Annotated in this window: 27 protein-coding genes and 2 pseudogenes; 15 read left to right on the top strand and 14 right to left on the bottom strand. The window is 30.5% G+C overall.

Annotated elements, in window-relative coordinates; translation table 11 throughout:
• Positions 1–40: 40 nt before the first annotated feature.
• Complete coding sequence (locus MY490_RS06280) at positions 41–949, bottom strand: LysR family transcriptional regulator (protein ID WP_248268458.1); 909 nt, start codon at positions 947–949, stop codon at positions 41–43.
• A 113-nt stretch (positions 950–1062) separates the two neighbouring features.
• Between MY490_RS06280 and MY490_RS06285 the strand changes: the two genes are divergently transcribed.
• Positions 1063–1812: an SDR family NAD(P)-dependent oxidoreductase gene (locus MY490_RS06285; protein WP_248268459.1), complete on the top strand. Its 750-nt coding sequence runs from the start codon at positions 1063–1065 to the stop codon at positions 1810–1812.
• A 46-nt stretch (positions 1813–1858) separates the two neighbouring features.
• Positions 1859–2623 (top strand): SDR family NAD(P)-dependent oxidoreductase, encoded by a 765-nt coding sequence (locus MY490_RS06290; protein WP_248268460.1) that lies wholly within the window; start codon positions 1859–1861, stop codon positions 2621–2623.
• Positions 2624–2882: 259 nt separating this feature from the next.
• On the opposite strand, the gene MY490_RS06295 is transcribed toward MY490_RS06290, so the two are convergent.
• Positions 2883–3425, bottom strand: a complete 543-nt coding sequence (locus MY490_RS06295; protein ID WP_248268461.1) for a DUF1003 domain-containing protein — start codon at positions 3423–3425, stop codon at positions 2883–2885.
• A 340-nt stretch (positions 3426–3765) separates the two neighbouring features.
• The gene (locus MY490_RS06300) at positions 3766–4872 is read right to left on the bottom strand and encodes a zinc dependent phospholipase C family protein (protein ID WP_248268462.1); all 1107 of its coding nucleotides are present in this window, start codon (positions 4870–4872) and stop codon (positions 3766–3768) included.
• Positions 4873–5142: 270 nt separating this feature from the next.
• Here MY490_RS06300 and MY490_RS06305 point away from each other — a divergent pair, with 270 nt between their 5' ends.
• A complete protein-coding gene (locus tag MY490_RS06305) occupies positions 5143–5949 on the top strand; it encodes a protein phosphatase 2C domain-containing protein (protein ID WP_248268463.1) in 807 nt (268 codons plus the stop codon).
• Between the two features lie 310 nt (positions 5950–6259).
• On the opposite strand, the gene MY490_RS06310 is transcribed toward MY490_RS06305, so the two are convergent.
• The 6 genes and pseudogenes from MY490_RS06310 to MY490_RS06335 form a co-directional block, all read right to left on the bottom strand.
• A complete protein-coding gene (locus MY490_RS06310; RefSeq protein ID WP_248268464.1) occupies positions 6260–6694 on the bottom strand; it encodes a hypothetical protein in 435 nt (144 codons plus the stop codon).
• A 605-nt stretch (positions 6695–7299) separates the two neighbouring features.
• Positions 7300–7710: a DUF4304 domain-containing protein gene (locus MY490_RS06315; RefSeq protein WP_248268465.1), complete on the bottom strand. Its 411-nt coding sequence runs from the start codon at positions 7708–7710 to the stop codon at positions 7300–7302.
• A 71-nt stretch (positions 7711–7781) separates the two neighbouring features.
• The gene (locus MY490_RS06320; protein WP_248268466.1) at positions 7782–8240 is read right to left on the bottom strand and encodes a hypothetical protein; all 459 of its coding nucleotides are present in this window, start codon (positions 8238–8240) and stop codon (positions 7782–7784) included.
• Between the two features lie 458 nt (positions 8241–8698).
• Positions 8699–9388, bottom strand: a pseudogene (locus MY490_RS06325) (DUF2711 family protein).
• Positions 9389–9590: 202 nt separating this feature from the next.
• Complete coding sequence (locus MY490_RS06330) at positions 9591–9887, bottom strand: hypothetical protein (protein ID WP_248268467.1); 297 nt, start codon at positions 9885–9887, stop codon at positions 9591–9593.
• Positions 9888–9911: 24 nt separating this feature from the next.
• Entirely contained in the window at positions 9912–10295 is a 384-nt protein-coding gene (locus MY490_RS06335; protein ID WP_248268468.1) for a DUF5655 domain-containing protein, read from the bottom strand.
• Positions 10296–10835: 540 nt separating this feature from the next.
• Here MY490_RS06335 and MY490_RS06340 point away from each other — a divergent pair.
• From MY490_RS06340 to MY490_RS06350, 3 genes are all read left to right on the top strand, one after another.
• Complete coding sequence (locus tag MY490_RS06340) at positions 10836–11321, top strand: hypothetical protein (RefSeq protein WP_248268469.1); 486 nt, start codon at positions 10836–10838, stop codon at positions 11319–11321.
• A gap of 155 nt (positions 11322–11476) precedes the next feature.
• The gene (locus MY490_RS06345; RefSeq protein ID WP_248268470.1) at positions 11477–11935 is read left to right on the top strand and encodes a hypothetical protein; all 459 of its coding nucleotides are present in this window, start codon (positions 11477–11479) and stop codon (positions 11933–11935) included.
• Positions 11936–12399: 464 nt separating this feature from the next.
• Positions 12400–13296, top strand: a complete 897-nt coding sequence (locus MY490_RS06350; protein WP_248268471.1) for a LysR family transcriptional regulator — start codon at positions 12400–12402, stop codon at positions 13294–13296.
• Positions 13297–13398: 102 nt separating this feature from the next.
• Here the strand turns inward: MY490_RS06350 and MY490_RS06355 are convergent, their stop codons facing one another.
• The 3 genes from MY490_RS06355 to MY490_RS06365 form a co-directional block, all read right to left on the bottom strand.
• A complete protein-coding gene (locus MY490_RS06355; protein ID WP_088011347.1) occupies positions 13399–13617 on the bottom strand; it encodes a helix-turn-helix domain-containing protein in 219 nt (72 codons plus the stop codon).
• A 10-nt stretch (positions 13618–13627) separates the two neighbouring features.
• On the bottom strand, positions 13628–14113 hold the full coding sequence (locus MY490_RS06360; protein WP_248268472.1) for a DUF2975 domain-containing protein: 486 nt from the start codon (positions 14111–14113) through the stop codon (positions 13628–13630).
• 729 nt (positions 14114–14842) lie between these two features.
• The gene (locus MY490_RS06365; protein WP_248268473.1) at positions 14843–16027 is read right to left on the bottom strand and encodes a COG4705 family protein; all 1185 of its coding nucleotides are present in this window, start codon (positions 16025–16027) and stop codon (positions 14843–14845) included.
• A gap of 393 nt (positions 16028–16420) precedes the next feature.
• Here MY490_RS06365 and MY490_RS06370 point away from each other — a divergent pair, with 393 nt between their 5' ends.
• Positions 16421–17320, top strand: a complete 900-nt coding sequence (locus tag MY490_RS06370) for a LysR family transcriptional regulator (RefSeq protein WP_248268474.1) — start codon at positions 16421–16423, stop codon at positions 17318–17320.
• A gap of 82 nt (positions 17321–17402) precedes the next feature.
• Here MY490_RS06370 and MY490_RS06375 read toward each other — a convergent pair.
• Positions 17403–18162, bottom strand: a pseudogene (locus MY490_RS06375) (transposase); the annotation flags it as partial.
• A gap of 361 nt (positions 18163–18523) precedes the next feature.
• On the opposite strand from MY490_RS06375, the gene MY490_RS06380 reads away from it, so the two are divergent.
• From MY490_RS06380 to MY490_RS06405, 6 genes are all read left to right on the top strand, one after another.
• A complete protein-coding gene (locus MY490_RS06380; protein WP_248268475.1) occupies positions 18524–19189 on the top strand; it encodes an HAD family hydrolase in 666 nt (221 codons plus the stop codon).
• Between the two features lie 492 nt (positions 19190–19681).
• A complete protein-coding gene (locus MY490_RS06385; protein ID WP_248268476.1) occupies positions 19682–19900 on the top strand; it encodes a hypothetical protein in 219 nt (72 codons plus the stop codon).
• Between the two features lie 160 nt (positions 19901–20060).
• Positions 20061–20378 (top strand): hypothetical protein, encoded by a 318-nt coding sequence (locus MY490_RS06390; protein WP_248268477.1) that lies wholly within the window; start codon positions 20061–20063, stop codon positions 20376–20378.
• Positions 20379–20745: 367 nt separating this feature from the next.
• Positions 20746–21099: a 5-bromo-4-chloroindolyl phosphate hydrolysis family protein gene (locus tag MY490_RS06395; RefSeq protein ID WP_248268478.1), complete on the top strand. Its 354-nt coding sequence runs from the start codon at positions 20746–20748 to the stop codon at positions 21097–21099.
• Positions 21100–21238: 139 nt separating this feature from the next.
• Complete coding sequence (locus MY490_RS06400; protein WP_248268479.1) at positions 21239–21490, top strand: hypothetical protein; 252 nt, start codon at positions 21239–21241, stop codon at positions 21488–21490.
• Positions 21491–22171: 681 nt separating this feature from the next.
• Entirely contained in the window at positions 22172–23116 is a 945-nt protein-coding gene (locus MY490_RS06405) for a class I SAM-dependent methyltransferase (protein ID WP_248268480.1), read from the top strand.
• An 813-nt stretch (positions 23117–23929) separates the two neighbouring features.
• Here MY490_RS06405 and MY490_RS06410 read toward each other — a convergent pair.
• Positions 23930–24460 carry a hypothetical protein gene (locus tag MY490_RS06410; protein ID WP_248268481.1) on the bottom strand — a complete coding sequence of 177 codons (531 nt, stop codon included), beginning with the start codon at positions 24458–24460 and terminating at the stop codon, positions 23930–23932.
• 477 nt (positions 24461–24937) lie between these two features.
• On the opposite strand from MY490_RS06410, the gene MY490_RS06415 reads away from it, so the two are divergent.
• Positions 24938–25441: a hypothetical protein gene (locus tag MY490_RS06415; RefSeq protein ID WP_248268482.1), complete on the top strand. Its 504-nt coding sequence runs from the start codon at positions 24938–24940 to the stop codon at positions 25439–25441.
• Positions 25442–25623: 182 nt separating this feature from the next.
• The gene (locus tag MY490_RS06420) at positions 25624–26061 is read left to right on the top strand and encodes a VOC family protein (RefSeq protein ID WP_248268483.1); all 438 of its coding nucleotides are present in this window, start codon (positions 25624–25626) and stop codon (positions 26059–26061) included.
• Positions 26062–26201 lie beyond the last annotated feature (140 nt).

A 26201-nucleotide genomic window follows, 5' to 3' on the forward strand; every position in this document is an offset into this window, starting at 1 on the left:
TTCAAATGAGAAGTGCCTCCGAGATACCTACCTATATGTTTCAAGAATACCTTTCACTAAATTCGTTCAAATATCGCTTAATAAATTCCTTAGTAATTAAGGAATTGCTCTTATTTTCAGTTTGAATCCAACCAACCGTTTTGGACTCTTGAACAAAATCTTCTATTTCAAGAATGGCTAGATCGTGATTTTCATCGTTAGTTAAGCCAAGGAAAGAAAGGTCATATCCTGCTGAGATTGCTAAATCATTTTTCAATGCTCTTACTAAAGCTCTAGTATTATTCGTTTTAAACCAAACATCAATTTTACCGATTGAATGATTAAAATGATTAACGAATTCATGAACATAATCTTCGTTATATAGCACAAATGGATACTTTAACAACTCCTTTGCAGAAACCTTTTTAAATGATGATAAAGGAGAGTTTTTTCCAACAAATACTACAATTCGGCCTTCAAATATTTTAGTAAAAATAAGGCCTGAATTTTTTTTCAACAGATCATTATTTAATCCAATTAATCCTATATCTACTTTTTTGGCACTTATATCATTTAAAATATCTCCTGAACCTTTTTCAGAAATTTGAAATTGAACATTTGGATAATCTTTTTTAAACTTTGAGACTGTATTGATTAAAATATCCATTCCAATGGGGATTGAAGCAATACTTAGTTCACCGACAATTACATCAATTTGACTATTGGCTTCTTCTTTAATTTCATCTAGTTTTGAAACTACGTCCAACATCTTTAATATGATATTTTGCCCTTCCGATGTTGGAATTGCACCGTGCCTTGATCTTGTAAATAGTTTTATCTTTAATTCAGATTCTAAATTAGAAATCGCTTGGCTAATAGCAGACTGGGTTACATGAAGATTATTTGAAGCTGTAGTAATTGATTTCGTTTTTGCAACTTCTACTACATATTGGATTTGTTCAATATTCATATTGTCTCCTTTCCATTAGTATCCCTAATGGATACATAAGAATGTTTAAATATATCTTAACAAAAAATATTGATAAAATAAAAACGAAATAAGAATGAAGGGGGATGCATTAAATGAGGTTAATAAATAAAACAGCAATTGTAACAGGTGGAGCGAACGGTATTGGTAAAGCTACAGTTCAAAAATTCTTAGAACAAGGTGCTAAAGTCGTATTTACTGATATTAATCATGAAGCTGGCCAAAAAACATTAGATGAAATGAAAATGATTTCCGATACTGTAGTCTTCATTCAGCATAATGTTCAGCTGGAAGCAGATTGGATTAAAGTAGTTAACGAAACAAAGAAGCAATTCGGCACAATTGATATTTTATTCAATAATGCTGGTATTTTTAGTTCAAAGCCGGTAACTGAATATGAAACAGAAGAATGGAATCGCTTACTAAGTATAAATGTAACTGGTGTTTTTCTAGGAATGAAGCACACAGTGCCTTTTATGCGTGAACAAAAAGGTGGTTCAATTATTAATACTTCTTCAGTAGCAGGATTAAAAGGTTCTCCAAATGCAACTCTTTACGGTGCAAGTAAAGGTGCTGTTCGTATTATGACAAAGGATTTAGCAAAAGAAGTTGCTGCTGATCAAATACGTGTAAATTCAATTCATCCAGGAATCATTGAAACAGCTATGGGAGCTGATTTAGCTTCAAGCTATAAGGCATCAAACGAACAATTAGCATTGACGATTCCATTAAAAAGATTAGGCAAACCAGAAGAAATCGCGAACCTTGTTGTATTCTTAGCATCTGATGAATCTAGTTTTATAACTGGAACTGAAATGGTCGCAGATGGCGGAATGACTGCATAAAAATAGGATGCTTCTATTTTAGTAAAAATATTAGGAGGTATTTACCATGTTATTAAAAGATAAAGTTGCAATTATTACAGGTGGAGCTTCAGGTATTGGTAGAGCCACTGCATTGAAATATGCAAAAGAAGGAGCAAAAGTAGTAGTAGCGGATTTTAACGAGGCTGGAGCTACTGAAACAGTTGAACAAATTAAAGCATTTGGTGGAGAAAGCGTAGTTTTTAAAGTAGATGCTTCAAAGTTTGCAGAAGTTGAATCATTAGTAGAATTTGCAGTACAAACTTACGGAACAATTGACGTAATGTTTAATAATGCAGGTATCGGCGGAACGAATCGAATTAATGAATTTAATGAAGAAATTTACCAAAAAGTAATTGCCGTCAATCAACATGGAGTTGCTTACGGAATTGCTAGTGCAAGCAAAAAAATGATTGAGCTTGGAGTAAAAGGCGTAATTATCAACACTGCTTCTGTATATGGTTACTTAGCAAACGTTGGTACATTTGCTTATAATGCTTCAAAAGGTGCAGTTGTTATGATGACGAAAACTGCAGCTCTTGATCTTGCTCCTTATGGAATTCGTGTTGTCGGAGTAGCACCCGGTTTTGTAAGAACACCAATAATTGATGGACTAAAAGATCGAGGACTAGAAGAGCTATATCGTAATTTCCAAATGAGAAAAGAATTTATTGAACCAGATGAAATTGCAGGAATGGTTTGCTTATTAGCGATGGAAGAAGCCAATGTTGTCAATGGTAGTACTGTCATGTTGGATGACGGGCTTGCTGGTTTTAAAGCGCATACTGTATAAAATAATAGGTTTTCACTCTTAATAATAAACAACATTTTCTAACAATGCCCAAAATATCATGAAAATATATATAAGTTAGCTAGTTTATTGAACAAGCAACCAATTCTTTGTGGTTGCTTGTTCTTTTTGTTTTTTAGCTGAATTTTTGAACTGTTGCATAATGAAACCAATTTTTCACATAAAAAAATCCCCACCTTAGGCCGGAACAATCTTTTTTTCGACTGTCTACCATAAGGGGAGGATTACACTCTATAGATCTTTATTTTCTTTGCTTAAGTAAATCTCTAATCTCAGCTAATTGATTTTCTATATTGGTTAGACGACTTTGCATGTCACCAATCTCTTGTTCGGCTTTATAATTTATTGCGAAATCGATAACGGATTCATGCTTATCGCGTGCTGCTTGACGGTTTTGACTCATCATAATGATTGGTGCTTGAAATGCTGCAATAAATGATAGACATAAGTTCAACAAGATAAAAGGAGCAGAGTCAAAATGAAAAGCTTTTGTGAATGATAAGCTATTCCAAATCATCCAGGCAGCAAGTGTACAACTAAACCAAATAATAAATTTCCAGCTACCACCAAATTGCGCAATTTTATCTGCGATTCTATCAGATAATTTTGTTTTTTGAGTATAATCACTATCTAAATGATTTAGAATTTCTGACTCATAACGATCCACAAGTCGGTCAATTCGTGATAAATTTTCTTGGTTTAAATCAATATCAAACCCTTGGATTTTTTTTGGTTTCTCAGCTTGTTTTTTAAAGTTAATTTGCTTCCAAATGTTGTGTACCATATTTCCAACCTCCTCTTTTCTAGAGGAAGCCTTCAAAAGCTTATAAAAGTTGGACTACATTTTTATGATGTAATCCTCCTAGGATATTCAATTGTATGACTTCCTCTGATATAGTCGGTAAATTATCCGACTCACCTATACTGGGACTACCCATAAAAATGTTCCACCTCACTTTTTTCGTATAAATAATACCTTTACTATTATATGATGACTTATCCGATAGGACTATACTATTTTCAAATAATTTATTATTTTTCTTATGTATAATTCATATTAAGTCGCGTCTGCGATTAGAGAATTTGTTGAGCTATTTCGTTGAGTAGTCTCATGAGATTTTAGTCTATTTTGCCGAAATCTTCACAATTTTTAAGCTTGATACTTGATGATTAAAATTGCCTAAATCATTTACATCATCTGTAAGAAGAATCGTGGCTCCTTTATAATTTGCATCGGAAAATAAAGTGACTTGATAGCCCGGTGCAATATGTATAGAAGAAATGGTATCATTGCCAATACCTTTTACAAGCTGATCGTAATCATAATTACCTGATCCTAATTTTTCTGATGCACCGCTAAAAGCATTTTCCTTATATACCGTCACAGGCGTTTCTACACCGTTTACGCGAAAAAACAGATCTATGAATCCAGCAGTCTCTCGTTCTGCTTGATTTAACTGAACAAGAGTCGGAGTTTTTACCTCGTTCTTCCACATGGTAGAATAATAATTACTGTAAGCTGCTTGCCAGAAGTAATTAATGATCGTATCATTCCAAACTTGAGGTAAAACGGATTTTGCTTGTACCGCAGCTTGATGAATCCATGCTTCCGGATCAGTTGAAGCGATCCAATTATATAAACCTGAATCTGGCACCGTCATTTGACTTTGAATACTTTCCGCATAATTTTCAAACTTCGAATGATAGCCCGGTGCGTTATGATCTAGATTGGAAATATTTGAAGCATGTAGAGGCTGTGTTACATCTGTAAAATAGTGCAAAGATACTCCTAAGTAGTAGAATGCATTGTTAAAATCGCCTTTTTTATAGTAATCCGATGCTAGATTAAAATACTTCGCTCCTGATTGACGAGCTGTTGGATAAGAAGCCCCCGTATAATTTGTTTGTGTGCCTGGATCATAAAAGTGAGACATAAATGTACCCGTATCATAAAAAGGATTAATATGATCCGCATCGTATAAGCCCTGTTCCCAACGATCGCGAAACTGATTAAGCAATGTGGTAGGCTTGTTGATTGCAGGATTCGTATTATCGGCTATAAGCTTGACACTGCCATTTACGATAAAATGATGTGTACTATGATCTTGATTGTGAACATCCTCGTCAGACCATGCGAATGCTTTCTGATCATTGCTGAATAAGGAAGTGATTGCAAGTGCACTTCCAGCAACTAATGTTAATAGCTTTTTTGATTGAATACGTTTTTTCATGAGACACCTTCTTTTTTTGTATTTTGTTGTATTACAAGCAACAATGTTTAAGTATAATCAGTTTTTGTTAACGAGATGTTTCTGTTATGTGAAAATTTGTTAAATTTTGGAAACTATTTACCGATTATAGAAGTACTTACTTCTACACAGTTTTTTAACAGAGCCAAATTTTTAAGATTTAAAATAGAAAAAGTACATAATCCTTTTTGTGTTCCATATTAATTTAAAGACCTGCAAATTCATTCGTGAATCTTTTCGGGGGTGAAAAATATGGAGATTAGTACTAGTTCTAGAGTATCTCTATCAAAAAAAGTGTCCGAGGATGCAATGGTAGTAAACAACGAAATAAATGTATATGGGGTTTTTGATGGAGCTACACCAATTACTCCATTTAAGAATGCTGATGGCATGAATGGTGCATATATTGCTTCAAATTTATTTAGTAAGTATTTTAAAAAACATTTTAGGGCTGAAATGACTTTATCAGAAGGAATTATGCTAGCAAATAGAAGACTGATGGATGAAATGAAGTTAAATAATATAGATATAAATCGTCCAGAAGAACTGTGGTGTACATGTGTTGGTATTGTAAAAATCGATAAACTTAAAGTGTCATTTGCTCAACTTGGGGATTGTATGATTTTAGCAGAATACCATAATGGGGAAATTAAAATCCTGACTAAAGATACTGTGAAGGATATTAGTATAAGGGCAAAAATGCGACGGGAAAAGGAGCGAAAGCAAGGGCTGATTTTACCAGATGAATCATACTACCAGTCTATTAAAAATCAACTAATATATAATCGAAGCATGGCTAATACAGTTGATGGTTATTCGGTTGCAAACGGAACCGAAGTAGTCGGAAACTACATTCAATTGGGATCTATTGATACAAAAAAATTAAAGTCACTTTTACTAATCAGTGATGGTTTATTTCATCCGAAATTTGATTTGATCCATTCTTTTAAGTTAATTAAGGAGATTGGTTTGGAAGAATATTCAAAACGATTAGAAAAGGAAGAGATGAAAAGTAAGATTCATTCAGATGATAAGACTGGGATAATGATTCGGTTTTAGACTTTATTTTTAATTTTTTAGTCAAATGTATCAAAGTAGCTCATTAAGGTGTCCAAGTCGGCATCTTTTTTTGTTTTATTGTTATTTATTTTAAGGCTCTGTTAAAGTGGATTGCTGTTTTTTGGACAAAAGAATAAGACCACTATTAAATTAAATATATATAACTACAAATAAACGTTGAAATTAAAAGCCTGTATCGTCAATTACCAAGTAATTTTCGATACAGGTTCTTTTTATCTATTAACTTTGTTATGTTAAGACTTACATTTTTAATCCTTATGTAACAAAGCATGCGTTAGTTCAATAACGGTCAAACGTACCAAGCAGTTTCTGTGAATTCATTCCATTCCACTTTAAAACTTTTCGCATTAATTTTAATACTACAAAAATTATTTGTTTTCCAATCTGTACCAAACATTTCATATATGTAATCTTCATTAACAGGATGTTGCTTTACTTCTAAAAATTCCATTTCATCCAGGTCAGTAAGATGGACCTCTTTTTCTTTATCATCATCTAAAAAGATTATTGCTTTACTATCTTCAACTTTATTGAAAGTAAGTCTACATTTATCTGTTGTTTTTGCTACTTTAAAAGGATTAAGAGGATGCTCATTAGATATATAAATAAACTCAAAATCAATAGTGACTATATCTTTTTCAATCTTTATTTCTTCGACGATACAATCGTGAAAATCCAAGAATTCAAAGTAATCGTTTGTTGTTTCGTATTTCCATGTGTTCATAATTAGCCTACCTTTCTTACCAAACTAACGCACTGCGTTAGTTGCATAAGGTATTCTATTAATTCACGTTTTTTCCAATTTTTGTAGAAAGTTCCTTTATATATTCTTTTTGTGAGTCAAACTTTGAATTTTATATATACAACTTTCATTCTTTTTTGAGCTTATTCAGGATAATCATAAAATGATAAAGAAGCGTTAAATGATGTCGTGGTTCAAACCGCCCCAGTGTCAATGGCGATTGTTAACGGCATCAGTAGGAATAGTATAGTTTTTCATAATTATTGTTTCTTTTTTTTAATAAATATATTAATCGCTAAATCAATAGTTAAAAAAAACATACCGATAATTAGTGAATATTTAAAAATACTAACTGTTGATATTTTAGTAACATACACTCCGTATAAAAGTAAAAAAAAGAAACCAATTATTGAAAATTTTTTTTGATTTTTTAGCAAAACTATATCTCCTTAAAATTATTTAATTATAAACCTCCTCTAATTTTACCATAAAATACCATAATTCTTTATTCAACTAATCTGCCATTTAGTGCAATAAAAAACGACCGCCGAAGCAGTCGTCTTGTTAAACATAAGCATGCGTTAGTTTCATAAGCTGGTAATCCAATTACGATCTGATAAATTTAATAGAATTAACATATTAGAAGCAACGTTCTCAAATTCTACTTCTGATTTTGCATTCTCAAATTCAAACCAAATACCTTCTCCATCTTTTGAGTTGGCTCCTAATCTAAATCGATCATTAATATCATGAGCAGTAACTTTGTTAGGTGGAATATGTTCTCCCCAGTAAGTTGTTACGCCTTCTAATGAACAGCTCGTCAATTCAACCACAAATGAGCCACCCCATCTGTTAAATTGAAAAGTAATTAAATCTATATTCATTTCGTTCATTCTTCTAAAGTGGGGTAAAGACCCTTTAAAACCATGTTCCCTTAAAAAAGGAATTACAATTTTTTTTAAAGCGTTATCCATCTTTTTCCTTTCAATAGATGCCATCTTGCTTCTCCTTTTAAAGTTTAGACTCTTATTCTTGTTCAACTATCGCATTGCGTTAGTTGAATAGCATTTCAATAATTCTTTATATATTCTCCGTCAGATCTTATAGTTATTAAAGGGCATTCACTGTCATTTTCAATTGATATAGATACATCTTTATTTAGTAACCTTGCTAATTTATCCATAAACTCAAGGACTGCATTTACTTCTTTTATTGTAGTTATCTCTCTTGGACTTACATCAAGTTCAATCTCATCCTCACAACTGAAATGACAATTTATAATAATAGATTTGTAATTAATAGATAGTAATACTGCTTTTTCATTTTTTAACATAAATAATTCAGATATCGATGATGGGATCTGGTTTGTTTTTTCTCCATCAAAGCTTAGAGTTAAATTAGGCAAACTTTTAAAAAAGTTCATAAGAATATTCCAATCAGATAAGTTGGTTTCTTTAATGAATAAATCTCTTAAACTCCCGTCATCATAAAAAACATTGATTAAAACCTCTTCAATATTATTAATCACTTAGCCCTGTCCTTATGATTCTTTGAAATTACCATATAAATTCTAATTCTACAAACGCATTGCATTAATTGCATTAGTTAATTCAATTGATTCTAGGAAAAATGGAAAAACATTCTAGAATTAAAAACCATTGAAAATAAAATATAAGAACACCAAAATCAACGGTATAACAGGATGCATCCATTTTGAAATTTTCACATTAAACCTACCCAAAATCCTCGTAATTAAGTTATCAAATAATATATAAAAATTTATTATCAAAAAATAGATTAATAACGTAAACCATACAGAATACTTTTGATGAAGCAATTCAATACCAACAATAATAGAAGGTACAAAAATTATCCCTAACAGTAATTCAGCTAGGTCATACCGTCTAGGATTTTTTTTAGAAATCCACTTGCCATACTTCTTTAATAAAGACATTTTCCCAACACCTCAAATGTTCAACTACAACTCTAATAGATATTTGACCAATACCAATCGATATATGTTTTGTCGTCACATACTATAGCTTCCCAGCCTATCTTTTTAACAATATCTTCAATTTTTTCATCACGGGCCATAAATACCGTAATAAAAGTATCAAACACACTCATAAATGCAAAATCCATATTTTCATCTAATATTATTACCTCTTTTAAAGATAATTTACTGTTATCTAAAGACATAAGTTTTTCAATCTCTAAAGTACCACTTTCGTCCAATATCGGATTAGAGAAGCTATAATATTTAGCTCCTTTAGATTCTAAAACTTTTTTTATGTCTTTAATTAATAATAGTGAAATTTAATCCTCATCCGGATAAAAACAATTTTGTTTTAAATTTGAGTTTAATTTCTGGGCTAAATATTCTCTTGCATATTGTTCCTTTAATGCACTAATTGATGTTTGTAATGCAATCGCTAATTCACTAAAATTGGTTAAATCACATTCTTGCATTATACTCATCCAACTAACTTGTTTACCAAGTTTTAAGATTTCTTCATCACTTGGATATATATGTTCAAACTCTTTATTTCTTTTATTCTTCTCCCAACCCAAAGGCATTTGGATAAAAGGGGGAAATAATATGGCTGCGGATTTAAAGCTATTTGGCAGTTGGTTTAATATAGGAGATTTGTCATCTAACCATATGTAATTTAACATCTACAAACTCCTTTTCACTAATTTTTCACTACAAAATAGTGTACCTTAATTTTAAAGTTATATTTTGGATTGTAACCGAGATTATGCAACTAACGCATGCGTTAGCCATCCATGAATCCTCAGATTCACAACAGTGAATGGAAGTTTATATCGTACTCCCATGGTAGTTAAATAAGAATACCGATAAAACCTTCCAACCAACTCAACCAATGAAGCCTCCAATAATAGCTCCTCCGATTACTCCTAAGCCAATGATTGGTAAATAGGCTTTTGTAATAAGTGCGTCTGGGATGCTAATTAACAACCCTATTAAAATTCCTTTTGTCCAACCATACATAGGAAGAACAGTTACTGATATTAAGAAACCGATTGTAAAACGATTAATAAATGAACCAATTATAGCAATGCGTTTATCTTCAAATTTCATTGGGATCATTATTAGTACAGAAAATAAACCAAATAAAAGACCAGAAATAATTCCTAAGAAAATACTGTTCATTGGTAATAAGTATCCTTTCTCTACCTAACCCATCAATAGATATGATTCTTTTAAAAGAACTAAAAACCCTTGATTTAGGTCATCTACATTATGGAATCTAAAGTTATTGTGATATCTGTTTTTGGAAACTTGTTCGATTTTAGTAATCTTCTCGTGTTCAATTTGATGATTTGTAACTAAATTAAAATCTAGCCATTTCTTTTTTGGATGAACTCCTCCAAAGGAAGATTTATTCAAAAGATGAATAGAAGTCTTTTTAAACTCAATTTCAAATGGTCCTATTTCTTTCAATAAATCCAGTATTTTTGAATATATTTCATAAACATTAGATGCTTTATTTGAGAACAATTCATCTTTTGACATATTGTGATCGCCTTCTTTCTCCCTAACAAAAGATTGTATTACCATTATTTTGCCTCTTATTAAATCATTTTACAATTAGCCTTATGCAAATAAACTGCCATTTAGCTGCATAAGAAAAACGATCCTTCGTTATTGAAGAATCGCACTGCGTTAGTTACATAAGTGGCTAATTGTTTTTTAATAATAGTTCGTAATAAAAACGTAGCCAATAAACGTTAAATTAAAATATATTATAGAGTTTTTTTTCATTTGCTTTTTTTGTAAAATTATATAATTTAAATAAACTAATAGAATTACTTGAAATATATAAGATTCAAAGTTCATTAGTGATATTGAAAATAACAAAATAAGGAATAGTGCATGTATTAATGTTTTATTTTTTAAAATTTGTTTCATTCCAAACCCCTTAATTAATAAAATATATTTCAATTTTAACAAAATTACTTCAAGAATATGATAAACAAATACTATTTTAATGAAGTAAAATTCTAGTCCAAAAAGAATTAAAAAAGGTAAATTAGAATATAATTGTTAGTTGAAGATAAAATTGATCAGGAGTAATTAAATTTAAGGTGGTTTAGTATTTTGAGTGAATTAATAAAAGAGAAAATTGATAAATTGTATGAACTTATTAATAAAGAAGGAGGGATTATTGATTTTCCATGGTGCACCTCCTTATATTACCATTACTTTTTACATTTTAATGATGGAAACGAATATTATAGAGCAGGATCATTAATTGCATTTTGGGGTCTTTTATGTGAATGGGAGGATGGGAGTGGCTTCCCTTTTAATTCAGGTAAAGTTGATTATCAGAGTCACCTTTTTGATCAGTACATTGATAAATTCATAATATATTCTACTAATATTCAAAAAAAATATCCCAACTTATATTTTGTCATAATTGAGTCTCTGAAAACCTTAGATAAAGAGAAAGATTTTGTTCGGGTTTTCCCAAATATAGAAGTCAAAGTCTTTAATAACTTAAGGGGATTTTTAGAACTCTATAATACCCAATCACCTAAAAATGTGTATAAAAGAGCTTTTAGAGATGTTGGTATCAAACTTTAATTAAAAAAATTTTTTTATTAATTATCTTATTCGACTAACGTATGAATTAGTTGTAGGTCAAGGCAGGCATTGGTTGGTTTTATTTATGTATTTAGCATTTTAATTGAATTAGAAATGGATTTTACTTGTTAAAATTTTAATCATAGGGGGAAATAATGGGTTTAGAACACGAATTTTATCTTGTACCTGACACAGTTGATGTTCAAGAGTTTTGGAGACTGAGAGATTATAACAATGTAATTGATGGAGTTATAATACATGATGACATGATCCAATACATAATGGACTCATTAGACTGGATTCCAAGTATTAATCCTTCAACAAGTCATAATAAAAACAGAAGAGGGATTAACTACTATGGAATAACCCTTTTTGAACAGCAATCTTCAGAGTTAATAATAGCGATTTTTACTTCATGGAGAAACTTATTTATTAATGGACCTAAAGTACTTAAACTTAGAGGTAATTTTGTATTTGGAGAAAATGATGAGGGTGGAGAATACGAAAAGCTCATCATTAATAGGTACGAACTATTAATAAAGATAGAAAAAATGATTTCAATGGCGGAAAAATTATCTAAAGGTAATTTATATTTATATCATTTGGGTATTTAATTAGAAAATCAATTAATCGCTTATTGAACGAACGCATGCTTGTGCGGCCGAGCATAGGTCGTATCATATAACGGAGGGGATTCTTTATTGCTAACGATGGTAGTTGGTTTAAACAAAGGTAGAAATGGTGCTTTTATATTCAGCAATTCTTTTACTAGGAGGACAGTTAATTATTAGACTTCTCTCAAAGCCAATTTCAAAAGAAATAAAGAAGTATGTATTGAATTGAGTAAAGTTTTGATTTAAAACTCCTAATGTAAAAATAAAAAAAGGAATTTTTTCATTCTAAAGTAAATGAAGTAAATGGCAGGATTGTTCAAACATTTTTGTAGTCTAAATTCCGCCTACTTTAGGTGCACACAGGTGATTCGTTTTTTGAATTGTACTACTATTCCATGCTAGAATGAATACAAATTCAATTGAAAGAAAATATAAGTGTGTATACTCTTATTCGAGGGGAATTTATGAATTTCGAACAAATGGAATACATCGTGAAAGTTGCAAGCGAGAAATCAATCATTAAAGCTGCAGAAAAATTGCATATTACAAGTTCAGGACTAAGTCAATCGATCTCCCAATTAGAGCATGAAATGGGAATAAGTATTTTTACCCGTTCAAGGAAAGGAACATTCCCAACAGAAGAAGGAAAGATTTTAATAAAAAGAGCTAGTGAAGTCTTAGAAATTATCAGTAAGTTAAATGAAGAGCTGTCTGATTATAAAAATAATAAAAAGATTCATTTGAAAATAGTAGCTTCTCCTACTTTTGCAGCTGTACTCCTACGAGCTTTGAACAGAATTAAAGATGAACATCCGAATGTAACGATTGAAATTGAGGAAAAAGATCCACCACTAATAATGGAAACAATTAAACACACTGAATATGATTTTTGCTTTTTCCCACAAGATTTAGAGATACTAAAGGGTGAAAAAAATATTAATTATGAATTAATTCGGACTGATCGTGTTCACGTTATTGTAGGAAAAAACTCCCCACTCTATCATCTTGACTATGTAACAAAAGCTGATGTATTAGAAATGGATACAGCGTGCTATTCAATCTATTCTGATTATTATTATTCTAAGTTAATTAAAGAAAATAAAAATAAAATTAGAGTAACTACCAATAGTATGAATATTCTTACAGAGGCAGTTAGAGAACATAATGTGTTTGTGTATTCTCATGAGTCGGGGGCTAAATTTCATCCGTACATACTAAGTGGAAACTTAAGATCTATTCCTTACAAAGAAAATAATGAATACGTTGTAAAGGATTTATGGGTAATCTATCCAAAAAACAAAAAGCTTTCTAATATAGGTAAAAAATTTATCGAAATCGTTAAAGAAATAGCCACTCAATGATGAGCGGTTATTTTTTTGCCACTAATATCCGTAAATCTCTTTAATAAACGTAGTAAAGAAGGGATAGCAATTAAGCTATCCCTTGAATTATGTTGTCTGTTTTTATTGAGTATCTTCGTCGATTTTGTACTCCAAAATATCACCTGGCTGACAATCCAATGTCTTACAGATTGCTTCTAATGTTGAAAAACGAACCGCTTTTGCTTTACCGTTTTTCAGAATGGAAAGATTCGCCATCGTAATTCCAACTCTTTCTGAAAGCTCCGTTACGCTCATTTTTCGTTTTGCTAACATCACATCAATATTAATAATTATTGCCATACCATCCACCTCATACCGTTAAATCATTTTCTGATTTTATGTTAATCGCTTCTTGTAGAAGCTGTTGGAGGATAGCAGCAAAAACGGCGATAACTAACGAAGTAAATATGATAATCAGTCCCAAAATTCCAATTGGAGGGTCAACTTTCTTCGCTATAAAATGAAAGAGGGGCATACCTAATACATATATACTACTGATTGTAATCGCACAGTACTTTATATTCTTTAATGCCTTTACAGATAATTCCGAGAACGCTGTGTTGTCATCAATATACCGTAAAAGATTGAAAGCCTGATAGAGAGCAAAATAAAAAGGCACAGCCGCACCATACATCACGATGAAAACGAGATATTTCATTGCGGCAATATTTGGATACAATTTTGATGCGAAATTCCCGATATTTGGTACCAAAAATATACATAAAGCAAGTACTGCAATTCCAACGAGAAAAATTATTAGCTTCAAGAAAGTGGTTGAACCTCTTTTAACATTCATATTAAGTACCTCACTTATTTAATGACAATATGAATTTAACATATAATTTATCGTTTTACAATAAAATTATGTTGTTTTTTATTGTATTATGATTGAATCGGTTTTAATTTTAACAAAAAGAAAAAGCATTTCTCATACTAAGAAATGCTTTTTCTCAGAGTGTTGAAATATAAAGTCGTCAATAGGGAAAACGGACTTTAAATGAATATTTAATAATGATAAAATTAGCATTTTTTGAATGATTTTTTAATGGTTTTAAATGTAAAAGTGTTTGAACAATTTCATTAATCAATAACAGTAGTAATGATTTTTTTAGAAGTTAAAAATATTATGGGCTATTTTTAGGAAAACAAATTCGATTGTTTAGTTTAATAATTTTTCGATATTAATTGATCTATAAGCTGATTAAATACAACAGTTAGATTACTCTAAGTAAAGGATATTTGACTAGTATTTATAACAGACTTTTTTTGATTGAATAAGTTGATTGGAACGGAGGGGTGATCGACTCCTATGGGATTAGCGGGAAGGCTGAGACCCCACAGGCTTGCCGAGGAGGCTAAAGAATCTCGCCCCATGGAAAGCGAGCACCCTGTAGTGGAAATCAACATCACTCTACTCCTTTTACGAAAATTTGATAATTAATTGACAAGGTAGTTTTTCAACAGCATGAGAAAAAGCATTTCTCATACTAAGAAATGCTTTTTCTTTAATAATGTTAAATGTATTTTATTTATTTGCAGCGTTTATTACAGCAAGAGAATGATTAATTGCCGATTTACATTTATTCGCATCTGGAGTTGAAGTACGAGCTGCTGCTAATACAACGTCAATCGTACCATCAATTTTAGTCCATGAAGTACTATCTATCTTTCTAAGTTTAGCCTCTGAAGTATCCCATTGATGTTCCAAACTGTCAGCATCTTTTTTAGCTAAATTAAAGTTCTTTGAGTTCACATCTGACAACATTTTATTTTCTATTGTTGCAAATTCTGTTAATTGACCAGATAATGTTGTTTCAGTCGATGCTACATTTGATGATAATTTAATATAACCGCCAATACCAACTGCTAAGAAAATACACAGTGCTAAAATAGTTTGTGTCATTATATTATTCTTACTTCTATTTTCATCTATTCTTTCAATATATAATGAAATATCTATTTTCGTAACAGCAAGGAAAACAATGATTGCTAAAATTGCGACTAGAAAAATGATACTTGTACTTGTTGTTCCTAAACCTAAACCACCATTCACTTTTGGTTGTGATAAATAATCTCCTAGTGATGCCCCAAGTGGACGTGTAAGAATGTACGCAATCCAGAACCCTAACATTCCATCTAGTTTTAATAACTTCCACGCTAAAAATACACAAAGTATAATCACAATAACTGTTACACCCGTTTTAAAATACCCTAATCCAAGTTGTTCAGAATATAAATCCCCAACAGCAGTACCTAATGCAAAAGTGAAAAGAATCGCTAACCAATAGAATAGTTCTCTTTTTCTTGTGAAAATTGAATGAATAGAAAGTGTTTTTTCACTAAGAAACCAAAAAAGAAACGTTAATGCTAGAAGCGCTGAGAAAACGATCGTACTGGTTTCAAGAGGTACGCCCATAGCGTCAGTCAAATTATCAGTTACCAATGTTCCGAATACACTTATTAGAACAACAGTGATCCAATAAATACTTGGAACATATTTCTTTGCCTTGAATTGAAAAAATAAAGAGATAAAAAATGCAACACCCATAAGGACCGTTGTAAGTCCTAAACCCAAACCAACGTTAAAATTCAAGAAATCAGCAAATGTTTCACCAACAGTTGTACATAACACTTTAATAATCCAAAAATAGATTGTAACTTCCGGTACTTTGTTAAGCAGATTATTTATTGTCTTTTGTTTTGTCTCCATAATTAAATTCCTTTCATTGTTATTGAAGTACATTTGTATATTCACACATAATAATGAAAGGAAAATGAAAAACAGGAGAATTGGACAATTTATTTTTATAGATTGATACTTACTTAGATTATTAATTGTGGATTATTTAATAAAAAATACAAAAAAACAATAAAGGAGTAGGTCAAATTCATACTCTTTTTTAATTGACAGATTAGTTGAGGAAGAAAAGTTTTTAATCCTTTTTTACACATAAAAAAGGACAATTTTTGAGAAAATAAACATAAAAACTACTCAAAATAGTGAATAGAAGAATGTACTTAAGTAAGGGTGAGATTAACTCAATTTTAAAAATTGAGTAATAATGAGCTTTTTTTATTTTTAAAAAAAATGAGGTTTTTAAATATGAATTTTGAACAAATGGAGCATATTGTCACTGTCGCAAATGAAAAGTCGATTACAAAAGCTTCAGAAAAGCTCGACATATCTACTTCAGGATTAAGTCAATCTATTTCTCAGCTAGAAAATGAACTAGGAATTAAAATTTTTAATCGAACAAAAAGAAGTATTACTCCTACTATTGATGGTAAAATAGTTGTTTCAACAGCAACTTCTATCATAAAATTAATAAATAAAATGAATAATGAGATTAACAAAAATAAGAATGAAAAGCATTTAAAAATTGCTACAACTGTTGGATTAAATTATCACCTTCAGGACACAGTCTTGAAATATAAATTAGCGCATAATGATATTACTTTTGAATTAGCAGAGGTAGATAGCGAAGATATTGTAGAAGTTATTATAAAAGAAGAATATGACTTTGCAATTACTCCAGATCCTTTAAAAAGATTAAAAAAGTTAAAGAATATATCTAATATACAAATTTGTAAGAGTCATTTTTGCCTTGGAGCTGGAAGAAGTTCACCACTGTATTCATTGGAATACATAACTCCAAATGATCTAAAGGGTGTAAAACTTTTAACTTATAGACGCTCACATTTAAATTTATTATGCAAATTGTTTAACTTATCTCCAAATCAAGTGTTCTTAAATTCAAATAGATCAAGATCAATTATAGAAATAGCAAAAGAAAGTGATGCAATTTTTATTGCACCAAAAATTTTCTTTGTAAATAATGATTTAGTAATTAATGGAGATGTAAAAATGATTCCAGTTAAAGAAAATAATCAATTTTTCGAGATTGATTATTGGCTTATTTATTCTGAAGCAAAAGGTTTGTCTAATTTAGCTTCAGATTTTATTAAAGATTTTTTAGAGTATATAGATGAATTTTGTAAGTAGGAAACTAAGTGTAAAATTGTTCAAGGGAGTTATGTAACTAAACCAGCTAATAGTTTGTCAATAATAGAGGTTTGTTCAGATTTTAAGCTAGATCTTGGATGGTTGTTTTGCTTTTTAACAGGGCATAAATCCAATGTAATAGTTTGTTTACACAAGCAATAACTGTTACTCTAAATGGTTTTCCTTCTTCGCGATTTTCTTTTTATCATAAAATTGTCGCATTCGTTTATTTCGGGGCATAATTTCGTCTGTTATCTTATTCTTACGATTATCACGAATTGCACACCGAACTGCCATGAATAAAGCATGTCTCAATTATCTAGAACCGCGTTTTGTAATTCGGTTTCTACTGGCTCTGAATTTACCGGATTCAAAGACACTCGGATCAACTCCAGTGAAAGCCACAAGTTTTTTAGGATTATCAAACCAATCAATTTCACTAATGTAAGAAATAATCGTTGTCGCGATTTTTTTTTCGATACCAGGAATTGATTGGATGATAGTATATTCTTCAATTTCTTTTACGAGGACATCTATCTCTGCTTTTAAATTGGATAGATGTTCTTTGTATTGAAGAACCATTTTGATATGTATTTCAAGCGATATCCGCCAAAAACACTTCGATATTCAAGAAACACTTGATCTAGAATCGCTAAAAAATGTAGTTTTGCCTGTGAACTAATACCTGTTAGTTGACCGTGTTGTCTGGTTAAATTTCGCAGGTTTAGTAACTGTGCACCACGTTTTTTATATGGCTCTAACTCTTCTTTGATGACATCAGTCTTTACCTTTCTTAAACTCGAGCTTTTAGCTCGGTAAGAGACTAATGGATTAATAACGATTTATCGGTTCCCCTAATACTCCCTTATAGTGTCATAAGTTCGCTTGTTATTCGGGATCTTTGTCCCAACCAGCCCAAAGCATGTTTCTATAAGTAGGGGGTGAACTGTTTAGTTGACGGGGGCTAAATCCCACGAGTGCTTCGTTCTACTGCGACTACTTTAATCATAAGACCATATAAAAAATGGTCAACCAGCAATATTAACTGGTTGACCTTATAATACGAACGCAGTGCTTTAGTTGCACATCACGAGTTGTTTTTTTATTGAAGTAAATGGCAGTTTAGTTGTATAAGAAATTAGATTTTTCCCAAAATTCTTATGATAAAATTAATAAGGTTAATATTGGGAAGGAGAGTTTTATATGAAGAAATATAAAATTATTTTATTTGATTTAGATGGCACACTTTCAGATCCAAAAGTAGGTATTACTAAATCGGTTCAATATGCATTACAGAAAATGGAAATTATTGAGCCAGATGTTGATAAACTCGAATGTTTCATTGGACCTCCATTGCAAGTATCGTTCGCTGAGCATTACAATTTTGATGAAACGAATATTCAAAAAGCAGTCGAGTTTTATAGAGAGAGATTTAAGGAGAAGGGAATGTTTGAGAACGAATTATATCCTAATATCGCATCTCTTTTAAAATCATTAAAAAAACTACAATTTATTTTAGTAGTGGCAACTTCTAAACCGACTGTATTCGCTGAAAAAATACTAAATTATTTTAATATTGATGAGTATTTTGATATTGTTGTTGGGAGTAATCTTGATGGAACTAGAGCTTCAAAAACTGAAATTATCCAATACATAATGGAAAAGTACAATGAGTACAGCTTTGATAATTTTATTATGATCGGTGATAGAAAACACGATATTATTGGTGCGAATAATATTGGCATAGACTCCATAGGAGTAACTTATGGATACGGTTCAGTTGAGGAATTAGATAATTCTAACCCTACATATATTGTTAACGATGTTAACGAGTTAATGGAAACTTTAATAGGTAGTTTAATTAAATAATTATATTGTTGTTCAACTAACGAAGTGCGTTAGTTTTATAATAATTTATTGTGCATTAATTGAGTTGACATAACCAGTATTCGTTTTTAATACTGATCGCATTAATATAAAAGGTGGAGATAACACATTTTGAAATTAACACCGAAGATACTTATTCTGTACACTTTACCTTTTTTAGTTACGGTGCTCTTGATTCTGTTCGATGTGGTAAAAGCGATTGAATTTACATTTTCTGTCATTTTTTTCTCGGTTTTTTCTTTTGGTATGCCAATGTTATTACTTAGCTTACGGTATTTTTTATATTTTTATTTGGTTCAGAAATCATAAAGTTCTATTTTATGTCAACTTTTGTGTCTGTTTTAATGACATTAATTTGTTTAGCAGTTTTTATTTTTGGAATGAATCATTACTACAAATCGTTTGAAAAGCGATTTTATTTCTCAGAAGAAACAACACATGCATTAGAGAAAAAATCATTAATAGCGTACAAACATGAAACAAATTTGGAAGGAAAAATACATAGGGTTAAAAGAATTAGTTAGTGGAATGAAAAGTGATATGAATGAAGGAGATATGGAACTAACTCAAAAAAGTTTGTACATGATCGAAGTTGTTAATAAAGAGAAACCTGCTGGAAAACCCAGTTATTACTATACAAAAAGTTATTATTACGAACGTAGTTTCGGAAAGTGGATTCCTTCATATAAATAAAGCTTATAGAACTAACGCAATGCTTTAGTTAAATAATATAATTGCTGATTTGTAAGCTTTTTTATTGAATGTAATTTAATCAAAAAAAGTTAGTTGAAAGGTATATTATAGAATTGTACATAGGCAATTGATTAATTTATTAGTGTATTGAGGTGGTAAAATGATACCAGATTACTTAAGAATTAGAGCAACTACAAGAGAGAATCGATACCTTATTATTGATTATGTGGTTAGTTGTATTAATAATTGTTCGGGATATGTTACAAACCACACCATGTATTCTGATGCAATTATAGTTATCAATTTCGAAATTGAATTAATAGGTGTAAGTAAACTATTAAATTTAATGAGTAGCAATGGGATTAACTTGTTAAAAGAAAGTATTGAAATTAAAGAAAGGTTTCCAGAAAATCTTGGAAAAGAGTTAAAGTATAAAGAAATAATGGGTTCGATACAAATATCTTTTTTTCATGAATGATTTAAATTAATTATATAAAGTAAATTAGCCTGTATTTTATTTGCTGTTAGAGCGTTTCTGAATAAACTAAAGAATGACATAAGTTTAAAAAATTATAAGTAACAAGTGTAGCTTTTCTTAGGCAACTAACGCAATGCTTTAGTTCAATGAAAAGTTAAGAAGCTGATTATCAGCTTTTTTTTTGTGTTTAAAAATCATACATTAAAAGAGGGACTAATTCAAGATAATGGTAATTTTGTCCTTTAAAAGTGATTTCCTTTTATACAAAATAGATTACCTTAGTACCCTAAAAATAACCCAATTGACGATTAGGAACACAAAATAGATAATTTACTTATTAACATTTAATGAATAAGAGGGAGTTTTTATGAATCGGTATGAAAGGATTGAATCATTAATTATCGGAATTGTTTTTATGATTTTTTATGTATTTATAAAAATGGATTTTTCGATTGCCATCTCGTTGATTTTATTAGTTCTGTTTTTTGTTTTCTTATACTACACACAACATTTATTTAAAAAGAAGATGAGAGATCATGGATTGAGTCGTGGTTTTACTTCAAAATGGTATTTTATTGTCATCTGCTTCTTATTTATTTTTCTTTATAATGGAATATTAAATATCGCATTTTTCGAACGTTCATTTTTAAAAGGCTCATCAACACTACTGTTTGGAGGATTAGGTTCTTTAATTGGTTCGTTTGTGAACATTAAAAATTAATATAAATGAACCTTGAACGAGTGTTTTTTTGATGGTCTATTATAAAAGATTTTTGATTCTTTATTAAATAAAGGCAGGATAGTTTAATAAGAATATAGAAACTTTCATTAAACATTTTATAAAATAGGGGATTAACTAAATGAAAAATTTTGGGATAATATTTGTATTTATGGGAGTTATTATGATGGTATTAGGTGGGTTCGAAAAGATACTTATTTCCTTATCTTTTAATGGTAATGGTAACGGTATTGATATGACTGCTATTAAAAATTTAACACCTTCATATTTATGGAATATTACAAACTTTACCTTCTGGTTTGGATTATTATTTTTCATTATTGGTTTAAGTGTATTTTTCGAAATCTCAAAATATTTTAAGATGGAAAATTGATTTTATTAGTAAAATGATCGGCTGTTTAGTCGATTTTTTTATTGAACAAAATGGCAGTTTAGTTACATAAGAATAGTTAAATTTAGGTAAAAAAGTGGAAATTCCCCCAAGTTACAAATACACGTTATGAAAGTATAATTTTCTAAAGTAATTAATATATAATAGAAAGATTTTATTTAGGAGGGAGAGGCTTTACCCTTCTTGCCTTAACGAAAGGTAAAATGTTGCTTTCTGCTATGCGTAAGGCATCAGCCCTCTCGATTTACTAACATTTCGAAGCTCAATCCCTTCAAACATTTGGCTTTCAGCCCGCAACCTAGTTGTCTACGCTTAAAGATTAAAGTTACCTTTAATCCTTCAAGACTCGCTACGAGTGAATGGCTAGTTCTTTCTCGACGAATCCCACCCGCTATATGATACGACCTAGGTTCGGCCGCACACGCATGCGTTAGCTCAATAGGGACCGAGTTTGCCTCCGAGCCAAAATTTACTATGAAAAGCATATATGAGCCAATCATTCTAGAACTTTAAAACACAAAATACTGTTCTGTTCATTTTTAAGAACAAACAGGAATATACATTTAATTCAGAATATATTTTAAATATTAGTATTTACCCAATTATTTATTTTGTACCTGAATGAAATCAATGAAAATAAAGTCAATTAAGAGGAGGCTTTAAATGGAAATTATCAAAAGTGAAATGACTGAATTATTGGACCATGTGGAATCTGAATTATTAGTGAAAGAAAAAATTGGTGAAGCGTTAGATTTGCTTGGCAAGAGTTTAAACGAAATGCGCGGAAAAGCATCGTTCGATTCCTGGAAGCAAATGATTTCCAATTGCTATCCTCAACATTCTATCAGTAGAATTCTCTTTCAAGATCCGCTAACACGGAGAGCGTTCCAAAAACCTAGAGGATATGCTGGAGATGCGATAATGATGGATCTCGTTTATGCTACTGAAAGTCAGTTGGGTTTATCAACCGATGAGAGCTTAACGGAATTTGGAAGAAATTTACACTCTCATGTTTTACAATTTTCTGCTTGTAAAGCAGTACGATCAAGAAAACAACTTATTGCAAAAACCATTGATGAGGTAGCATCCAAAATTAATAAACCACGGATTTTATCAGTTGCATGCGGTCATCTTCGTGAGGCAGAGAACTCAAAAACTGTTTTGGAAGGAAGGATTGGAAGATTTATCGCGCTCGATCAGGATATTGAATCACTTCAATGTGTTAAAAGTAAATTCACATCCTATGGAGTAGAACCAATACATGCATCCGTGAAGGATATTTTGCTAGGAAAGTTTGACTTTTCAGATTTTGATTTAATTTATTCAGCTGGTCTATATGACTATTTAAAAGATCCCGTTGCTATTAGCCTTACTAGAATTTTATTTGAAAAACTCAGTCCTGGTGGACGAATGTTGATTGCTAATTTCCTTCCTAATCACCAAACCGTAGGATATATGGAAGCGTGCATGGACTGGTGGCTTATTTATCGAGATAAAGTTCAAATGAAGGAACTGCTATCTTCTATACATGAAGAACGAGTTAAGAATACTATAGTTTATGAGGATGTAGATCAAAGTGTAGTATACCTAGATGTGTTAAAAGCATAAATTATATAGATCAGACAGTACCCATATTTGTGACTAACAAAGCTTTTGATAAAAGTTTTCGAATATTTAGGATTCTTAGTTAAGATTGAGCCCCCATCATGGAGACTTTTCATATTTAACTATCGCATGTTTTAGTTGAACAACAAGTTCAGCTGTTTAGTCGATTTTTTTATTCAACATAATGGCAGTTTAGTCATATATACAAAGGAATATTCTATCTTTCATTAGCAACTTTATTATTATTAAATAGTCTTGTACATAAAATTTTAAAAAAGAAAGAAACAAATGATTTTGATTCTTGGATGTTGAGCGGAATTATGTTTCTATTCATTGGAGTAATGGAATTATTTAATATTTAGCGAATGAAAAATAATACTATAACTCTTCTTCAACAAACGCATGCGTTTGTTGAAGAAAGTCTAAAAATGTGTTGTAGTAAATGAGGTCATATGTAGTACAAAAAGGATTGAAATAGCAGATAACATTCCTGCTTTCCTATCCTTCTTTTTTTACTATATAATGTGTGACATTTAATAATGTTACCTTATTATATAGTATCATTGAAAAATTCACTTGAATTTAAATAAAAGTTTGATCCTCCTTCTTTTTTTATTGTTATCAGTTAAATGGGTAAAATAGGATTCAGGTAAGATTAACTGAAACATGATTTGTATTTATTTCCATACCAGTAAGGTTTAGTTTGTCAGTCAGTACAGTCTAACTAACTGGAACAAATTTTGTCTGAAATGCTGATCATTCGATTGGCATTTTCATTTTGGGGAGGACACATAACGTTGACCTATCATCCGTTTATTATCTTGTTAAGTCCAACCAATTTGTATTCTTTTGACCATAACTGTCTTCATACCAACCTCTAGTAATCTGACTATCATTTACTTTTAATTCTTTTTTTACAATTTGAATTACTTTATCCATGTCTTCGTCAGTAAATTGATTAAGTTCTGTATGTATGATTACTCTTTCTATCAAGCCATTCCCATTCTCTAGGAAATCGACATTATACCATCTGTCTTGAAATATTGGTTCAATTTCTTTATCTAAAACTGACTGCATGCTTATCGATTGTGTTTCGTTGTATTTAACATCTTGACATATTTTTTTAGTAATTGGAATTTTCTTACTTGTTGTGACATTAACCCATACATATTTCTTCCCTTTTTTGACCTTTACTTTCTTTGTCGTTTTGACTACTTTTGTAGTCTTTACATTTTTACAAACATTCGTAGTCTTCACTACTACAATTTCTTTGTATTCAGCATTTGCTGTAATTGAACTACCTAACAAGATTCCTCCTGTTACCAATGCTACTAACGTTTTTTTCATTTTATTATCAAACCTTTCTACTTATGTAATGAAAAAATAATTTATATACCTTCTAAATCACTTATGTATAATAGTTATTTTCATTTAAGATCTTATCATATGCACTATTATAGTAGACTTCACTTTTCGTTTTTTTCGAATGGTAATTATTGTTACATTAATGCAAAATAAATCCTAGTTATCTTGCCTAAAAACGGAAATGAAAAAAACGACCAATCACCCGTTTGCAAATTGAAATAAATAATAAATTGGTGAATATTTACATTTTTTTGTTATCTATAATTTATGATTCTTATTTAACTAACTCATGCAATAGTTGAACAAGTAAATGGAAGGTTAGTGCAACAAGGAAAGTTTGAATTTTTATGAAAAAACAAAATTACGCCAATTACAAAATTTGATATGAACTATATAATTAACTTATTAAGTCTATTAAGATAAAAAAGTAATTCTAACAGGAGTTGAAAAACAACTAGAATGAAAGTTTATAAGGCTAAAATCCAATTGATGTTTTTTTTCTTAGTAATTGCCTTAATTTCACTATTTTTAACAATTATGTTCACAGTTAGTTTAAGTCGTTTTACTGTTTCAAATTTGTTCTATTGGATAGGGTTGGTAGCATTTACTTTTTTACTATTTTGGTCTTCATTCTCTATATTCCTTTCAAGAAAAAGAGGAAAGGGAGTATATTGGGATGATGAAGGTGTGGTAGTTGATTTTAAAGGTAACAAAATTTTTTGGAACGAAATTGAGAATATTGAAATGCATAAAAATGAGAATGAATGGTTTACAAAATCAACTTTTATTCGAGTTTTCATTTTTAAAGAAGAACAAGTTAGACTACGACATAAACTTCCTTTTAAAAATATTTTTTGGAGATATAGTGGTAGCATAAATTGGATTGAGATTGAAAAACCAAAAGAAATGCACGAAGCACTTATTCAAAATTGGCAAGCAAAAAACAAACTTAATTCTCTTTAACGTATCCAACTAAAGCATGCTTAGTTAAATAACACGATCGGCTGAAAAGTCGGTTCTTTTATTGAGTTAAACGACAGGTTAGGTGAAGAAGGATATTTTCTGTTTTAAGCGAATTGTAATTCCAAACAAACCTTACACTAATTCATGTATTGAACATAACAGGAACAAAGGAGGTATGAGATATGAAAATCAATAGAATAGATCATGTGAGTATAAACGTAAATGATCTTTCAGAGGCTAAAGCGTTTTTTCTTGATCTTGGACTTGAAGTGAAAGCGGAATGGGAATTGGAAGGAGAACAGTTGGACAGAATAGTTGGGCTAAATGGTGTTAAAACGGCATGTGTAGGATTGGGGATGCCAGATGGTCGGGCATGGATCGAGCTAGTTAAATTTTATACGCCGTCAGATGAAAGAGATATTCAACAACCTTTTGCGAATACGCTGGGTATCCGACATATTTGTTTTGCAGTTGAAGATATTGAAGGTATTATTGCAAAACTGAAAAAGAAAGGCACTGAAATCTTTAGTGAAATACAGCAATATGAAGATAGTTATAAGTTATGCTACGTTCGTGGCCCAGAAGGAATTATTTTAGAGTTGGCCGAGAAAATCAATTAAATATTAATAAACTATCGGGTGCGTAAGTGAACATTTGTCGGTATTTTTTACTATTTAATTGACAGTATTGATTAATTTAGAAATGGGGAAATTATCAAAGATTTGATATTAAAAATCAGAGATTAGTTTTTTTCCAAGTA

Source organism: Gottfriedia acidiceleris (assembly GCF_023115465.1).
Lineage (GTDB): Bacteria > Bacillota > Bacilli > Bacillales > Bacillaceae_G > Gottfriedia > Gottfriedia acidiceleris_B.

Bases quoted from the DNA above. Each gene is read 5' to 3' on its own strand.
- MY490_RS06280 (WP_248268458.1), bottom strand. From the start codon at position 949: ATGAATATTGAACAAATCCAATATGTAGTAGAAGTTGCAAAAACGAAA.
- MY490_RS06285 (WP_248268459.1), top strand. From the start codon at position 1,063: ATGAGGTTAATAAATAAAACAGCAATTGTAACAGGTGGAGCGAACGGT.
- MY490_RS06290 (WP_248268460.1), top strand. From the start codon at position 1,859: ATGTTATTAAAAGATAAAGTTGCAATTATTACAGGTGGAGCTTCAGGT.
- MY490_RS06295 (WP_248268461.1), bottom strand. From the start codon at position 3,425: ATGGTACACAACATTTGGAAGCAAATTAACTTTAAAAAACAAGCTGAG.
- MY490_RS06300 (WP_248268462.1), bottom strand. From the start codon at position 4,872: ATGAAAAAACGTATTCAATCAAAAAAGCTATTAACATTAGTTGCTGGA.
- MY490_RS06305 (WP_248268463.1), top strand. From the start codon at position 5,143: ATGGAGATTAGTACTAGTTCTAGAGTATCTCTATCAAAAAAAGTGTCC.
- MY490_RS06310 (WP_248268464.1), bottom strand. From the start codon at position 6,694: ATGAACACATGGAAATACGAAACAACAAACGATTACTTTGAATTCTTG.
- MY490_RS06315 (WP_248268465.1), bottom strand. From the start codon at position 7,710: ATGGCATCTATTGAAAGGAAAAAGATGGATAACGCTTTAAAAAAAATT.
- MY490_RS06330 (WP_248268467.1), bottom strand. From the start codon at position 9,887: ATGAACAGTATTTTCTTAGGAATTATTTCTGGTCTTTTATTTGGTTTA.
- MY490_RS06335 (WP_248268468.1), bottom strand. From the start codon at position 10,295: ATGGTAATACAATCTTTTGTTAGGGAGAAAGAAGGCGATCACAATATG.
- MY490_RS06345 (WP_248268470.1), top strand. From the start codon at position 11,477: ATGGGTTTAGAACACGAATTTTATCTTGTACCTGACACAGTTGATGTT.
- MY490_RS06350 (WP_248268471.1), top strand. From the start codon at position 12,400: ATGAATTTCGAACAAATGGAATACATCGTGAAAGTTGCAAGCGAGAAA.
- MY490_RS06355 (WP_088011347.1), bottom strand. From the start codon at position 13,617: ATGGCAATAATTATTAATATTGATGTGATGTTAGCAAAACGAAAAATG.
- MY490_RS06360 (WP_248268472.1), bottom strand. From the start codon at position 14,113: ATGAATGTTAAAAGAGGTTCAACCACTTTCTTGAAGCTAATAATTTTT.
- MY490_RS06365 (WP_248268473.1), bottom strand. From the start codon at position 16,027: ATGGAGACAAAACAAAAGACAATAAATAATCTGCTTAACAAAGTACCG.
- MY490_RS06370 (WP_248268474.1), top strand. From the start codon at position 16,421: ATGAATTTTGAACAAATGGAGCATATTGTCACTGTCGCAAATGAAAAG.
- MY490_RS06380 (WP_248268475.1), top strand. From the start codon at position 18,524: ATGAAGAAATATAAAATTATTTTATTTGATTTAGATGGCACACTTTCA.
- MY490_RS06385 (WP_248268476.1), top strand. From the start codon at position 19,682: ATGAAACAAATTTGGAAGGAAAAATACATAGGGTTAAAAGAATTAGTT.
- MY490_RS06390 (WP_248268477.1), top strand. From the start codon at position 20,061: ATGATACCAGATTACTTAAGAATTAGAGCAACTACAAGAGAGAATCGA.
- MY490_RS06395 (WP_248268478.1), top strand. From the start codon at position 20,746: ATGAATCGGTATGAAAGGATTGAATCATTAATTATCGGAATTGTTTTT.
- MY490_RS06400 (WP_248268479.1), top strand. From the start codon at position 21,239: ATGAAAAATTTTGGGATAATATTTGTATTTATGGGAGTTATTATGATG.
- MY490_RS06405 (WP_248268480.1), top strand. From the start codon at position 22,172: ATGGAAATTATCAAAAGTGAAATGACTGAATTATTGGACCATGTGGAA.
- MY490_RS06410 (WP_248268481.1), bottom strand. From the start codon at position 24,460: ATGAAAAAAACGTTAGTAGCATTGGTAACAGGAGGAATCTTGTTAGGT.
- MY490_RS06415 (WP_248268482.1), top strand. From the start codon at position 24,938: ATGAAAGTTTATAAGGCTAAAATCCAATTGATGTTTTTTTTCTTAGTA.
- MY490_RS06420 (WP_248268483.1), top strand. From the start codon at position 25,624: ATGAAAATCAATAGAATAGATCATGTGAGTATAAACGTAAATGATCTT.